The following is a 14,281-nucleotide window of genomic DNA, read 5'->3' on the forward strand; positions in this document are numbered from 1 at the left end:
TGCGCTATTGCATCGCTGTCGTGAGTGGCCGCTCTGCACCGAGGGGATTGCACCGGCACGACACCTGTTCTGCAAACACAGCGGCCAAAGCCGCCGCCTCACGGTCGACGTCATGCAGGGCCATCACGCGTTCGCGCGACTTGCGCCCCATTGCGTCCAGCTTCTCCCGCGGGGCAAGGAGACATTCGGTCATCGCTGCGGCAAGCTCCTCCACGCATCCTGGGGGGACAAGCCAACCCGTTTCGCGGGAGAGCACCAGCTCTGGAATTCCGGCGATTTGCGTTGCCAACACCGGGCGCCGAAGTGCCATTGCTTCCATGATCACGATAGGCAGGTTTTCGGCCACGCTCGCAACGACAAGCGCCTGAGCGCCCAAAATTTCACGCCGAACGTCGGCGCTGCTCAGCCAGCCGAGCAGCCGGACTGAGCCGGAAAGTCCGAGCTCGGCAATCAGGCTTTCGAGTTCAGGTCGCGCCTCCCCGTCCCCAATCAACGCCAGTTCGAATTGATGACCCGCAGCGGCCACCATCGCTGCAGCCCTGATGAGAATACTCTGGCCCTTTTCTCTGCACAGCCGCCCGACGCATACCAACCGCGCTGCATCACCCGGTTCATCCTCGGCCGCTTCATGGAATCCTCGATCCAGACCGCACCGGATAAGTTTGACCTTGCTCTGATCGGCAGCGTCGCACCAACGGTAGAGCTGGGATCGCCCGTAGTGGCTTACAGCGGCCACGAACGCAGCCTCATGGATCTTGGTCCGCAAGCCAATGAATTCGGGTTTGTCGTATTCATCGTAGCCATGAACCGTGAAGCTATACGTCACGCCAGAAAGTCGGGCGGCGAGCAGCGCAAGCTCGGCCGGGTTCGTTCCAAAATGGGCGTGAATGTGCGCCGCGCCCGTCACTCGAACGAGCGACGCGACCCCGCACGCTTCGACCAAGTAGAGGGCGTGCAGCAATGGCCCACGATCGCTCCTGCGCATCAGCCGCAACGTCGTTGCAAGTGCCCTCGCAAAACGGTGCGGATGCAGCAGTATCGACTGAGCTACCGCGCGCAGCAAGCCAAACGGCTGTCGAAGCAGATAGGTCGTTTGCTTTTCTTCCTCGATGTCGCCGGGATCCACCAGCGTCTTGCCGGCTCTCGCAGCGACGCGGACGACCTCAACGCCCAATCGCTCGAGCGCCTGCACCTCCCTCTTGATGAAGGTGTGCGTGACAGCAGGATATTGATTGACCAGGTATAGGACGATCGGGCCGCGATTTACGACCCTGAGCGGGTTCTGCAAGACCTGATCAGTTCTGCAAGCTGCTGGACGCATATGGCAGTCCCGCTTCATCGATGACCTCGTGCTGCCGACACCGCGGTCGACAAAGCCGGATCTTCCAAGACACGCCAGAGTGATGCTTGATCTGGACGCTATCGATCACGTCCACGCTGCCTTGCGACCGCTGCCAGGCCCGTCGCGAGTCGGCAGAATCCCACAAGGATATGAGAAAGGATCCGTCTCGTTCCAGGAAATCCGCAAAGCGCATCAGGACATCTTCCGGCCGCTCAAAGTAATAGAGCACCTCGTTGAAGATGATCATGTCAAACTTGTGCTCCGGCGTGTAAGTCGCGGCGTCCATCGCGACAAACTTCGTGCGCGAATCCGTCCACGCGCGACTCGCAATATCGATGGCGCAGTCGGAAAGATCGACACCGACATACTCGATGGTCTCGAGTGGGCTGAACCAACGACGCAGAATGCCAGATCCGCACCCGAGGTCGAGCACGCTCGAGACAGTCCCGTCGTATCTGCAATATCCGCCGATCACCGCATAGCGTGTCATTTCCTCGAGATTGCTGAGATAGTCCCATCGACCCGTCTCGTAGTCCCGGTTGAGACGCTGCGGCGCGATCGCGACACCGCGTCGAGAACTCCGCCCGACGAACACCGCATCTACCAACTCGCGAGCGCTCTGGCGTAGCCGCCCAGGGACCATCCGTTCGATCATTTCGAGTGCCTGCATGTGAGATCCCTGCTGACATCCCAGCAACCATGGCCTGGGGCCAAGCCCGACGCGCCCAGCCGGTTCCATTTGGTGGCGCGGCCCTCGAGACCACTCACAGTCCCGCATCTGAGAATCAGTAACGCGGTGCATGCCCGGTGGACAGGCCAGGACCGGCGGAATTGCGTACTAGTCCCGACTGATCATTGACGGTTCGGCCTCACAGCCGACTATCGCTCAAATCGAAGCAGCTCAGGTGTGCGGTGGTTGAGATCAGTGGTGAGGGCTACGACGCAAGCGACATTCGGTAACGCCGGCCGTGGCGCTTCATGTGCGACACGATTGGTGACTATCCGCTTCCTGCGCGAGCTGGTCCGAAGCACCCTTTACCGGATCGGCGCGTTGTCTTTCTATCATTGGCTCCGCAATCGGCGTACCCTGACGGTCGTCACACTGCATCGTGTTCTGCGACGCGGGGATGCACGATGGGAAACAGCACTTTCCCCATGGACTCTCGACGAAGCGACGTTCGACCAATGTCTCGCGTTTTTCAAGCGTCACTACGCAATCGTCGGGCTCGACGACATCAAACAGTCCCTGAAGGGAGAGCGCCCTCTGCCGGTGAGGAGCCTGTTGCTCACATTCGACGATGGGTTTGCCGATAATTTCGACTACGCGCTCCCGCTGCTGCAGAAGTACCACGCGCCGGCGACCATGTTCGTAACCTCGGACCGGATTGGAAGCGAGGAGCGGCTCTGGACCGAGGATTTGCTGTCGGCTGCTATGCGTGGACGGGTGAGCCGGCGGCAACTTGCCTGTCTGCATACACTCCTGATCGGCGAAGCCAGCGATCCGGACGACGACAATCTCGTTTGGGACATCGTGCGTCGCGCCCCCCAGCTCGGGGTGGAGCTGGTCGAGGCCGCGCTTTCCGCGCTAGAGATCGATTTGCAACGGGTCCGGCGTCCCCGCCAAATGCTGGCTCCCGAAGAGTTTGCAATTTTGATTCTCAACGGAATTTCTATCGGTGCCCACGGAAAGACCCATACAGCGTTCCCTTTCTCTTCAGATATTTCAGCCGAGCTCTGTGAACCTCGCGCTGTACTGAATGAGATCGTCACGCCTCACGGCCAGTGCTCGATTGACGCACTCTCCTTTCCGCACGGAGCGTACACGCCGGAGATCGCTGATCAGGCACTTGCTGCGGGCTACGTGCTTCTGTTTACCGGCGAGCCGGAGCTTTGCAGCCTCGATCATGGCTTTCTGGCGAGTTCGCGGGTCGGGCGGCTTGATGTCGACGCAAGGCGGATCGCTCCCAATGGTCGGTTCCGACCGGAGGTCCTCGCAACCTCCCTGTTTACTGCGCGGAGGCGACGGGCAGCTCGCACTACATTCCCAAGCGGCCAAAGACGCCCCGCCACTCCGCACATCACAGCGACAGCATCGTGCCGCGCCTTGTTGGCGGGCCTGTGGCGCCGGCTCAGAGAGTCTATGAAGATTCTGAGCTCGAGTTCAAATCGGGAGGCCGTGTGATGCGCCTGCGGCAGGCAATTCTAAGTTCCGCCGTGCAGCAGAACGCGACGCTTCTGCTGTTCTTCGCAACTGGCGTTGTGATCGCTCACCTGCTTACGCCGCGACAGGCTGGGTCCTACTCCATTGCGATAGCTGCCGCCGGTACGGTCGCGGATTTGAAGGACACGGCACTTGGATCATATGTGGTCAGCTCCCCGAAGCTCGATAATGCGCTCCTGAGTGCTGCCTTTGGCTTAAGCCTGACGATAGCTGTTTGTCTCACCGTTGGGCTGTTCGGGTTGAGCTTTGTGCTTACCACTTTCTACGGCGACGCGGCTCTCGGCCACTCTTTGCGGATTTTGGCCTTTGCGCAGCTCTGTCCTGCGGTCGCCTTTCCAGCGACAATGCGGCTGATGCGCGCAATGCGCTTCGGCGCCCTGCTCGCCATCGGCCTGGTTGCGGCAAGCTGCCAAAGTGCAGTCTCAATTTCGCTTGCGGCACTGGGATACGGAGCCGACGCACTGGCGTGGGGGTATTTCGCCTCGGCCGTGATCACGGCCGCGATGACCATTGCCTGCAAGCCCGACGCCTTGCGCCTTCTGCCGACACTTGCAGGCTCGCGGCGTCTGCTTGCTTTTGGAGGCTGGACTTCGGCGACACTCTTGGTCGGCAGCGCAGCGCTGTCTGGCCCCGAACTGATGGTCGGCCGAGCCGTCGGGCTTGCCAACGCGGCTTTGTTTTCACGCGCTCAAAACCTGGTCTCTTTCGTTAGAAACGGCCTTGTGCTCGGTATGACGAGACCCCTGCTGCCAAACCTTGGCGAACGGGAAAGCCGCGGCGTCGACCTGGCGCCGATCTACGGATCGTTCGTTGAAACGATGACAGGGCTGGCTTGGCCGGTCTACGCCCTGCTCGCAATTTGGGCCGAACCGATCGTGAGGACAATCTACGGAGAGGCGTGGCGCGCCACTGGCGTGATGATGATACCGATCGCAATTGCCCACGCTGTGACGCTTACGGCTGGTCCATACTACGATATCTTGATCGTCAAGCGACGTCAGCGGCTACTCTTTGCCTGCGAAGCCGCAGTTTGTGTTTTCACGATCGTGATGCTTGGGGCTGGCCTAAAACTCGGGATTGAGGCTGCAATCTGGACCCTGCCAATGAGCGGCATCTTCTTTGCAACTTGCTACTTGGTGGTGCTTAGATCTGTCATTGGGTATGATCCCGGAAGGCTGTTCACGGCTTGGGCAAGAAGCCTGGCTGCCACACTGGTGGTGCTTCCCGTCCCACTCGCCTTTCGACATGTTTTGACTCAAGGCCCCACTGAAATTCTGTTCGGGTTTGTAGCGTCAAGCGCAATCTCGGTGGCGATCTGGGTTGTGGCTCTCACATTCATTCGACACGAGCTCTCCGTTCACGTTCGCGGTTTGATCGAGGATCTCTCACGGTCAATAGGTTTCTCCGCATATCCACGATTCCTGCCTCAACCAACCGAAACGGATCGAGGGTGACTCTTGCAAGACAGTTCGGAACGGCAGGGGCCAGTGACGATAGACCGTGTGGGCAGCGATCCTGGTCGTGATCGCAAAGTTCGGCTGCGGCTTGGACACTGCCTTGCACATCCGACAGCGGACTTGCGCACCGGCTCGACAACTCGAGTTGGCCGTAGCGCAACGCACAACAGCCCAGCTCTCGACGGGCTTCGAGCGATCAGCATCGTCCTTGTCCTGGCGGCCCACCTGCTTCCGCTCGGGCCCAAATATCTGCAGTTGAATTCCACCGCCGGGCCCATGGGCATGAGCCTGTTCTTTGCCCTCTCAGGATACCTGATCATTCGCAGCCTGCGTTCTGCGACCATTTTCGAGTTCGTCGTCAGGCGAATTGTCCGAATCCTGCCGCTTGCATACCTCTACATCGCGCTCGTTTTCATCGTCTTCGGCCTGAGCGGGCCGGCACTGCTTTACCATCTTGGCTTCATCATAAACTACCGGCTCGATCAAATGATCCCGGTGACCGAGCACCTTTGGTCCCTGTGCGTGGAAGTTCACTTCTACGTCTTTGTGACGGCGCTGGCCGCGCTGGCCGGACGCAAGGGCCTGATCGCCGTGTGGCCCTGCTGCGCAGCAATCACAGCTCTTCGTATCCTGGAAAGTACGCCGATCGAGGTGACCACTCATCTGCGTATCGACGAAATCCTCGTCGGGGCCTGCGTTGCCACCCTGCCGGCGCACCAACTCCGCGCCTCAACCTCCTCGCTCGTGTGGGCGCTCGCGGCAGGCGCGTGGGCAGCAAGCTCGCATCCCGATACCGGCTGGCTGCAATATCTGCGGCCCTACGCGACAGGCCTCCTGCTGTGGGCGACGCTTTCGCAGCCGCCGAACACGCTGCTCGACGTGCTCGGCAGCAAAAGCCTATCGTACATTGCTGCGACCTCCTACGCGCTCTATATCCTTCATCCACTCACGGCGCACGGATGGTGGAACGACGGCAGCATTTACCAGCGCTATCTGCTCAAGCGACCCATTGGTCTGGTTCTCACGCTGCTCGCAGCCCACCTCTCGACGTTTTATTGGGAGCGCATGTGGATACAAGCGGCACGGCGCTGGTTGAGTTCAAGGCGCGCCCTGAAGCCGGCCATCGCAGCGGATCACATCTGGAGCGACGTGAGTTCGCGACCATGATCATGAACGGGCGGCCGTCCGTTTCGGTTCAAAAATGCAGCAGCCGATCCAACACGCTGTTGATTTACCGATCCGCCTTCTCGGCCTTGGCTTGAGACAGGCTGAGCATATTGCTCGCCTCGTATGGTTCGGAACGGATTACCGGAACCTTAATAATATCATCAGGCTGTACAAGAGCCGTCTCGTCCGCCGCAATTTCCCGCGTCGTCTCGCCATTTTTTCTGACTAGTGTGAACCCGGATCGTCGATCCTTTTCCGCCAAGCGCGCCCTCGCCTCGGCCGGCGCACTGATCTGCGCCTCCATAAGCAAATCGCCCTGCGTCTTGATCCGCGCCCGCACTTCCGCGATGTTATCCTTTGTCTGCTGCAGATCTCTCTCGTCCGCTTTCCTTCTCTCCTGAGCGCGTTCGTTAAGCCGATGCTCGGCCAGGGCAATACTCTCTTGCGCCTTTACGATCGCCGTTTCGATGTTCAATTGCTCGTTCACGATTTGCGCGAGAGATCGCTCCATCGAGAAGACCGTCGGTGCGAGCGCAAGCCCCTTCGCGGAAAGGGCGCGAAATTGCTTCAGCTGCTCCTGAGTGCTATCCCTCTCCCGCGCCAGTGCGTTGACCTGACCGCGAAGCGATTCAGTCTCGCTGTTATAGAGCGCCTTGATTTTTTCGAACTCCGCCTGCTCTGAACGAATTGTGTTGTTTTCCACGTCAAGGACGGAGCGCTCGCCTTCGACGATCGCGACGATGTCCGGGTCATCCTTGCGATCAGCAAGCTCCGGTGGGAACGGAAGATCCGCGCGACCGGCGAGTGCAGCAGTCAGCCGGGCCTCGCGCGCCAGCAGGCGGCACCGCTTCAGCGACAGGGCGCGCATTTCACCCTTGGCCAACGCCATGTCGCGGTCCAGGCGCAGTAAGCCGAACTCGGGACGATAGTATCCGCCCGCGATGCTGATCGCCCCAAGGACCGTAAGACCCGGCCGATATGGATACTGGCCCGGGTGCTGGACGTCTCCCACGATGAAAAACGGCCGATACTGAAGGATTTCCACCGCCGCAACCGGCCGTTCCGCTCCGTCCGAGCGCCGTTGCAGACGATCAGATATCTCTCCTGCCAGATCGTTCACACGCAGACCTCTGGCATCGATATTTCCGATCAGAGGCAGGGAAATTGCGCCGTCCGCCGCGACCGTATACTCGCCGGTCAGATCCGGCCATTCCTGCACCTTGACCTTTAATCGATCGGACACGCCGAGCTTGTAATCTTCCGCGATGGCCGATGGGACAACAAGAGCCATTGCGATGTTGACGGCGATCGCGATCTTGAGAGCTGTTCGCTTCATCCTACAAATCCCCTGGCTCTGTCAGATCTAGAGATTGGGGCCTCCCGGAGCGCCGTCGCGTTCGGACCAAAGTCTCGGACCGCAGCACACTCCGCGGAACCTTGTTGAGAACCGTACCCAGAATCCTGCCCCGCACGGATCCCAACGAACTTAGCGCTCCGCTCAACTCGGCCTCCGACGCGTGGCCCCACTCCACCACGATCAGCAGGCTATCGATGATTTGACCGGCAGATCGCACGTCGGCCGCAGTCGCAAGTGGAGGTAGATCCAAGATGACCCATTCGTAAGCACACTCGCGCCCTGCATTGATCACGTAGGCAAGATTGCCCCAGAGCATATCGAGGTTGCTCAGAGCTTCCCCACTCGGGAGAAAGTCGAGATTGGGACTAATCTCCGACTGAATGGCATCGCCGGGCGCGACCTCCCCTCGCAGCACCTCGTGCAAACCGGCCACTTGCGGTGCAACCGGCCTGAGGGCGGGACGCGTATCGCTCTGCCCTGCATCGACAAGGAGCACGCGCGAGCCGTCGCCGGCGAGGAACCTAGCCCAGCTGCCCGCCACGACTGTCTTCCCTTCCCCAGGGCAATAAGATGTCACTCCAACGAAGTGCGGGACCTGGTTTGATGTTTCGAGCACTGCCGACCGCGCGCGCTGCAGGACCGATCGCCTCAACGTTGAGGCCAAGCCTAACCGGTTCATTTGCGGGACCTTCGTGCGCGGCAGGGCCCCAAAGCACTCGACTGAAGTCAACGCAACGAGCTGTTCGGCGCTCCGCAAGCTCCTATCGAACAGCGCGAGGCCGAGTCCAACAATGCAAGCCAGCATTCCACCGACCGCCGGCGCCAACGGCAAGATGACGGCCGTTGGGGGCCCATCGCTTGAGGTGGGCGGAACGGCCTCACTAATGATCCGCGCCGTCGGACCAAGCACCTTGATTCGCTCCCGCAGCGAGGCACTCGTACTGACCACCGCGCTTGTGTCGTTTTGCTCTTGAACAAATGATGCTGCCAGCTCATTCGTCAGCCTCGCCGCTTCATCGGGGCTGCGCGCGCGTGCTCGGACCGAAATGATGAGGCTCGCACCGACGCGACTGACCGCCATGTCAGATCGCATTCGCGCCAGCACTTTCTGCCTTCTTCTTTCGTCCGAGAGCGCCTCTTCGGAACCAGATATTCGCCTTTGCAAGAGATCGCGGACACGTTGCCACCCGATCCGGCCAATGGCCTGCGCGAGGCTCGATCTTGGCAGGATCTCTTCGGTCTTTTCCAACCCGATCTTGTCGACCACCCGATCGAGAACCCTGCTCGATCTCAGCATTTCAATTGCGCTTTGGATCAGCGAATTCTCGACCAGAACCTGAGTGACAACAGCGTCGGGTCCAGACATTTGCAGCGTCGTATTCGAAATGAGTAGTTCGGAGGTCGCGCTGAACACTGGAACCCTGATCGCGCCATAGGCAAGACCTGCCATCCCTCCAATGGTGACGCCAACGAGCAGCAGCCGTAGAAGCGCTGGACGGTGCTGACGAATCTTCGCGAGCGCAATCCTGAAGCCCAGCCCATCACGCCAGACTTCCGGCGGAAGGGATCGGTCCTCTGTGCGGTCGACATACACCCGCTTCCTGGCTGACGAGTCGAGCATCAATGCGTCTCCCGGTTATTGTGTCCGTCGAAAAAAGTGGGCATCACTGCTGTAGTCTCGACTGGACCGCTTCCAGAAGATGCCAAGGAAAGCCGCGAAGACGGTTGTTGCCATCGGGATAGCAGGCCGCCTCGGCGTAGCCCTTGGGGCACCGCAAGATGCCGCCAATTCCAAAATACGGGTGACTTGTTCCCTTTGAGAGTGGGTTCTCGGCGTAGAACACCACGGCGCCCGCTGTGTCACGCACGATCATCCCGTATCGTTGCACGGCGTGCGCCAACATAGCCGCATAGGGGTCCATATCGATCCTATCGAGATCGACATTGCTAGGAATCCGGAACGTCGCGCCCTCAGGAATCGCCTCGGGATCGTTGTCGTCGCCATCGGTGCGTTGCGCGGGGTAGGCCCACACGGATTGGCGCGCTTGCGGCAGGGCTATGTGAATTGCGTGATTGATCTCACCTTGGCGCTGCTCCGCCACGGTGATCAGCCCCGCAAGCAGAACAAGGCCAGTCGCCGTCGCGCCAAATTTGTACCCGTCTTCAGTCGTCGGAAAATACCCTGGACTCGTCGCAAGGTTATTGATCTTGCCACCCCACGAAGCCCGCCATTCGTCTACAGTGTCGCCCACCGAGTTGATGGTCTTGCGCCCACTCTTTTCCATGCCCCAAAATTCCCAATAGTGCTTCGTCGAGGGCTGATAGACGATGGCCTCCGCGTCACTGCCGCTCGAGGGCTGAAACCCGTCAGGTAGCGGAACGCTCTCCCATTGTTGTTGCAGCGGTTCGAATTGCCAGTCCGGGCTCGCCGCTCGCTCCGCCCGCACACGGACCGTCGGCTGATCACCTGAGACAACGTAAAGGGGCGGCGAATACCGATCGATATTGACCGACGCAATTCCGTAATGAGTTCTGATCTGGTTCTGAAGCGCAGCTACCCATCTGTCGGAATGTGGATCGCGCGGAGCATCCGGTGGCAACTGGGCATGGACGTAGCTTGTCCCGGAAAATTCTCGATCCGGCGCCATGATCAGCGACGGTCGATCCTTGGCATCGATTGATTGTCGCGACGTACGAGCACTATCCGCTACGGTTCCGACGCAGATCCCGAGACCAAGAAGAAACATCGTACCGGCAGTACAGCAAAGGCTCGTGATGGGACCGCGCATTCTGGGCTTTCCCGCTCAATTCAGTGGAACCTCTCAGTGCATCCACAGTCGAGATAACGCCTCCCGTTCGGCTCCACGTCTATCGCCCATCCAGAAACATGACGGCATCTGCAGCAGGGCCGCAACGCCTTCAAAGTAACTAGTCCTGTTGGGTGCCAACAAACGGTCCACTGCAAAGCTCAGAGGCGCCCTTTAGGGCGCTCCGTACCGGTACCTCGCCGCAGCAGTAGTTCGATCGGCTCCTGGCCACAGCCCGACTCGGACTAGTCGGCATGACTCACCATCCTATTCGTGAGAGCAACATTGCTGTGCAGGCCCATGGCTACACTCCGTCTCGCCTTCTCCGCGAAAGCGAGGGGGCGCTGCGCGCACGATTGGCGATCCATTCAAGCCTACGGACGCGCCGCTTTTCAGTTTGCCTGCAGTCAGTGGACTTGGCTCAATGCGTGCCCTGCAAACACAAACGGCCGCTCACAGGCGCGACATCCGGACGCCGATCTTTCCCGACTTCTCCCGGCAAGTTGTCTGCATTGAGGGACTGCTCTGCGACGCGGTGACGTTTGAGGAGGCGAAGCAGCGGATTGTCTCGTCCATCAGAGAAACGCGCCGCTGCAATCTGGTCACTCCGAATGCGAATTTCCTGCGCCTGATCCGCTCCGACCCGGATTTCAGAGATGCCGCATTGGCAACCGATCTCTCTGTCATCGATGGGATGCCACTGCTTTGGCTCGCCCGCCTGCTCGGGATTCCTGTTCGACAGCGTGTCGCCGGCTCTGACCTATTTGATGCTCTCTGGGCCGATACCAGCGAGCACCTGAGCACCTTCTTTTTCGGTGCGACCGATGACATCGGCTACCGCGTGCGGAAGCGTCTCAGCGAAGCTAAGGCGGCCATCGAATGCGCGGGCACCCTTTCTCCAGGCTTCGGCTCCGTTGAATCGATGAGCGATCCGGAAGTTCTCGACATCATCAATGACGCGCACCCCGACCTTCTGATCGTTTCGGTCGGAGCGCGCAAAGGCCTGTTGTGGCTTAATCGGAATGAGCACCAGCTTTCGGCTCCCGTCATCTGCAATCTCGGAGCGACCATCAATTTCGTCGCGGGAAGCATCAAGCGCGCTCCCATGTTCTTTCGGCGTGCCGGAATTGAATGGCTGTGGCGCATCAAGGAGGAACCGGCGCTCTGGACGCGGTACGCTCTCGATCTCGTAACATTGATTTCTGTCCTGCTTCGTCAGGTCCTCCCCTGGGTCGTCTATCGTAGTATTCACCGGCCTTCGGCAACGCAACTGGCTGCGGCACGCATCCGACACTATCGGCGTGGCGATGACGAGACCCTGGAATTCTTCGGCGCGTGGACGCAGCAGAACATCTTGCCGGTACGCGACGCCCTCGCCGTAGCGTGTCTTGCCAAGGGCAACCTTGTCATTAACGTCGACGGCGTGAGTTACGTCGACGCCACGTTCCTTGGACAACTCCTGCTTGCATATGGCTATCGCCGCCGAATGCACCGGGGATTCCTGCTTGGCGCTTCCGAACGACGAATCAGGAAAATGCTGCGCCTGCACGGTTGCGACTATCTGCTTTTCGCCGGTCAACCCGGTTTGGACACTGTCGCGGCCTCTGAGCCTTGCGACGCCGCAGGGATGCTTGGCTCTCGCAAAGTTTGCGAGGGAAAGATCGCTTCCGGCGGCACGCTTTAGATCGATTTGGCCGAGGCCCTCATGATCCTTTCGACGCTGAACATCCTGCTCGGCCTCGCCGCGACAGCCCTGGCTCTGGTCACGCTGAGCTTCGCCCTGCAAGCAGCGGCCATGATCTTTCTGCATGATCGTCCGTTCTTGCTCCTGCCCCGCCGCCCTCCAGTCGCGATATTGGTGCCGGCGCACGACGAAGAACAGAGCATCGAGGCGACACTCCTTCGTATTAGGCAGGACCTAGCGCCCGGCGACCGACTCCTGGTTGTGGCGGACAATTGTAGTGACAGAACTGCTCCTCTCGCAGCGCGAGCCGGAGCAGAAGTTTTGCTCCGGAGCAATCCGGAGCGGCGCGGCAAAGGCTTTGCCCTGGCGGCCGGCCTTCGGCATCTAGCCGCGACGCCTCCCGAAGTCGTCGTGTTCATAGACGCCGACTGTCAGATCAATCGGCACGGGATCGATTTGTTAGCGCGCGCCTGCGCAACCGCCGACGCGCCGATCCAGTGTCTAGATCTCATGGTCGCACATCCCGATAGTCCCGGAGCGCCTCGCTTGGCCGAATTCGCCTGGCGGATCAAGAACGATTTTCGTCCAAACGGCTACGCGCGCCTTGGCTTGCCTTGCCAGCTCCGCGGAACAGGCATGGCCGTGCCATGGGCGCTAATCAATCCAGACCTATTCGCGACCGAGCTTCTGGCCGAGGACATCTTCCTTGGACTTGAGCTGGCGATCCAAGGACATCCGGCGCGCTTCTTCCGTGGTGCGCGCGTGACAAGCTATTTCCCAGACACGCAAAGTGGCCAAGTCCGGCAAAAGCATCGCTGGGTCCAAGGGCACCTTGGGCTGATCAGAAGTCACCTGCCCCGCCTCATCTTCCAGGCCTGGGAAAAACGAGATCTACGCTTGCTTGCGTTGGCGGCGGATCTCGCGGTCCCGCCACTCGGCATGCTGGCCATAGCCAACATGGTGCTCCTGGCCGTCAGTTTACTGTATCTGGCTGCTGTAGGCATACGCGCTCCACTCGCATGTTCCGCGATTGAGCTAGCCGTTTTTGCGTTCCCGCTGGTGACCGCTTGGTACGTCTCCGGTCGCGATTTGATCGGATTTAGAGAAATAGCGCAGGTGCCGCGGCACATGATCATGGTGATGCGCACCGCTCTGGCGTTGGCTCGCGGAGATCGGACGCAATGGGTCCGAGCCGATCGGCCACGGACAACCCCTCAATTCATCCGGCACGTGCGCCACACACGACACTAGCGCTTTGCGCAGAAAGCGCTTGTTGGTCGCTCAAGCGCGACTGGCAGTCGCCTGCCTTAAGCCAAACAGTGTTCGTCCGACAATCGTTGTCCTTGCCAATCGCTTGAGAAAGCGGCTCAGATCATATCCTGGAATGCAGTCGCTAAGGAGAACGGCCTGAGCCTCTTTGTATCGCCCCGCATCCAATAGTTGGCGCGCATATTCCAACATGAGGAAATTAGCATAGCGCCTGCCGCTCTCATGCAGACGCGTCGGGACGACATGATCTCGCATCAAGTCCGATAGGCGCTCTGCGAAGAGCGGTCGCGATATCGTGTCGCGGCTCCCGCAGAGCGATGGCGAGCTCGCGTCATTGTACGTTGCAGATGGTGCCGCGCTATAAATAAAGGAACCCCGGCAGGCAAGTCTGCACCACATGTCGATATCTTCGCCTGTCGAGATGCCCTCGGCAAACGGCCCTGCAGCCAGCAACTCGTCCCGACGGACCATGATCGAACTTGAGCTGACTGGATAGCCGCCATTGGAGAGCGCAAACGAGAAATAATCGTCGATCCTTTGCGCCGAAACGTTCGGATCGATCAGAAGGCTGCCTGCTCTGCTTTCCAGTCGCAGGTTGCTGAAGACTGCGACTGCATCGCTGCCATCAGCGGCGCGCCAAAGACTCGCGAGATGGTCGTGCGACCACAGATCATCTGCATCGAGGAACGCAACCCATTCTCCCTGCGCAGCTCGAATCCCACGATTACGCGCGGCCGAAACTCCAGCGTTCGGCTGCTCAATCAACTGGAGATGCGGCAAGCCGGCCGCCTTCACCAAAGTCGCGCTGGGGTCGGTCGATCCGTCGTCGACAACTATAAGCTCAAAATCGATGTCCGTCTGACGAGCTACTGACCACAGCGTTCGCAGAACGCAGTCTGCCTTGTTGTACAAGGGTGTCACGACAGTGATGAGCGGCTTCCGCCTGATGATCACGCGAGTTTCCACGGCTATCTGGC

11 protein-coding genes are annotated in these 14,281 nt (G+C 59.9%); 5 read left to right on the forward strand and 6 right to left on the reverse strand.

All coding sequences use genetic code 11. The annotated features are described in order from the left end of the window. Positions 1 to 4: 4 nt before the first annotated feature. Positions 5 to 1,288, reverse strand: a complete 1,284-nt coding sequence (locus MTX23_RS18140) for a glycosyltransferase family 4 protein (RefSeq protein ID WP_280971584.1) — start codon at positions 1,286 to 1,288, stop codon at positions 5 to 7. Positions 1,289 to 1,295: 7 nt separating this feature from the next. After that, positions 1,296 to 2,012 carry a class I SAM-dependent methyltransferase gene (locus MTX23_RS18145; RefSeq protein ID WP_280971585.1) on the reverse strand — a complete coding sequence of 239 codons (717 nt, stop codon included), beginning with the start codon at positions 2,010 to 2,012 and terminating at the stop codon, positions 1,296 to 1,298. Between the two features lie 324 nt (positions 2,013 to 2,336). Here MTX23_RS18145 and MTX23_RS18150 point away from each other — a divergent pair, with 324 nt between their 5' ends. Genes MTX23_RS18150 through MTX23_RS18160 form a run of 3 tightly spaced genes read left to right on the forward strand, consistent with a single transcriptional unit; the run spans position 2,337 to position 6,187 of the window. Further along, positions 2,337 to 3,524, forward strand: coding sequence for a polysaccharide deacetylase family protein (locus MTX23_RS18150; protein ID WP_280971586.1), 1,188 nt, complete (start codon positions 2,337 to 2,339; stop codon positions 3,522 to 3,524). Further along, complete coding sequence (locus MTX23_RS18155; RefSeq protein WP_280971587.1) at positions 3,524 to 5,017, forward strand: oligosaccharide flippase family protein; 1,494 nt, start codon at positions 3,524 to 3,526, stop codon at positions 5,015 to 5,017. Before MTX23_RS18150 ends, MTX23_RS18155 begins: the two co-directional genes overlap by 1 nt. A gap of 48 nt (positions 5,018 to 5,065) precedes the next feature. Next, positions 5,066 to 6,187: an acyltransferase gene (locus tag MTX23_RS18160; RefSeq protein ID WP_280971588.1), complete on the forward strand. Its 1,122-nt coding sequence runs from the start codon at positions 5,066 to 5,068 to the stop codon at positions 6,185 to 6,187. Between the two features lie 64 nt (positions 6,188 to 6,251). Here MTX23_RS18160 and MTX23_RS18165 read toward each other — a convergent pair whose 3' ends face one another. The 3 genes from MTX23_RS18165 to MTX23_RS18175 are packed head-to-tail and all read right to left on the reverse strand — an operon-like array spanning position 6,252 to position 10,333. After that, entirely contained in the window at positions 6,252 to 7,523 is a 1,272-nt protein-coding gene (locus MTX23_RS18165; protein ID WP_280971589.1) for a polysaccharide biosynthesis/export family protein, read from the reverse strand. Position 7,524: 1 nt separating this feature from the next. Beyond that, positions 7,525 to 9,165: a tyrosine-protein kinase domain-containing protein gene (locus MTX23_RS18170; protein WP_280971590.1), complete on the reverse strand. Its 1,641-nt coding sequence runs from the start codon at positions 9,163 to 9,165 to the stop codon at positions 7,525 to 7,527. A gap of 43 nt (positions 9,166 to 9,208) precedes the next feature. Further along, positions 9,209 to 10,333: a hypothetical protein gene (locus MTX23_RS18175; RefSeq protein ID WP_280971591.1), complete on the reverse strand. Its 1,125-nt coding sequence runs from the start codon at positions 10,331 to 10,333 to the stop codon at positions 9,209 to 9,211. A gap of 442 nt (positions 10,334 to 10,775) precedes the next feature. Between MTX23_RS18175 and MTX23_RS18180 the strand changes: the two genes are divergently transcribed. Both MTX23_RS18180 and MTX23_RS18185 read left to right on the forward strand, forming a co-directional pair. Next, complete coding sequence (locus MTX23_RS18180) at positions 10,776 to 12,035, forward strand: WecB/TagA/CpsF family glycosyltransferase (RefSeq protein ID WP_280971592.1); 1,260 nt, start codon at positions 10,776 to 10,778, stop codon at positions 12,033 to 12,035. Positions 12,036 to 12,056: 21 nt separating this feature from the next. Beyond that, on the forward strand, positions 12,057 to 13,286 hold the full coding sequence (locus MTX23_RS18185; protein ID WP_280971593.1) for a glycosyltransferase: 1,230 nt from the start codon (positions 12,057 to 12,059) through the stop codon (positions 13,284 to 13,286). 30 nt (positions 13,287 to 13,316) lie between these two features. Here the strand turns inward: MTX23_RS18185 and MTX23_RS18190 are convergent, their stop codons facing one another. Further along, positions 13,317 to 14,258 (reverse strand): glycosyltransferase family A protein, encoded by a 942-nt coding sequence (locus MTX23_RS18190; protein WP_280971594.1) that lies wholly within the window; start codon positions 14,256 to 14,258, stop codon positions 13,317 to 13,319. Positions 14,259 to 14,281 lie beyond the last annotated feature (23 nt).

The organism is Bradyrhizobium sp. ISRA436 (assembly GCF_029910015.1).
Taxonomy (GTDB): Bacteria; Pseudomonadota; Alphaproteobacteria; order Rhizobiales; family Xanthobacteraceae; genus Bradyrhizobium.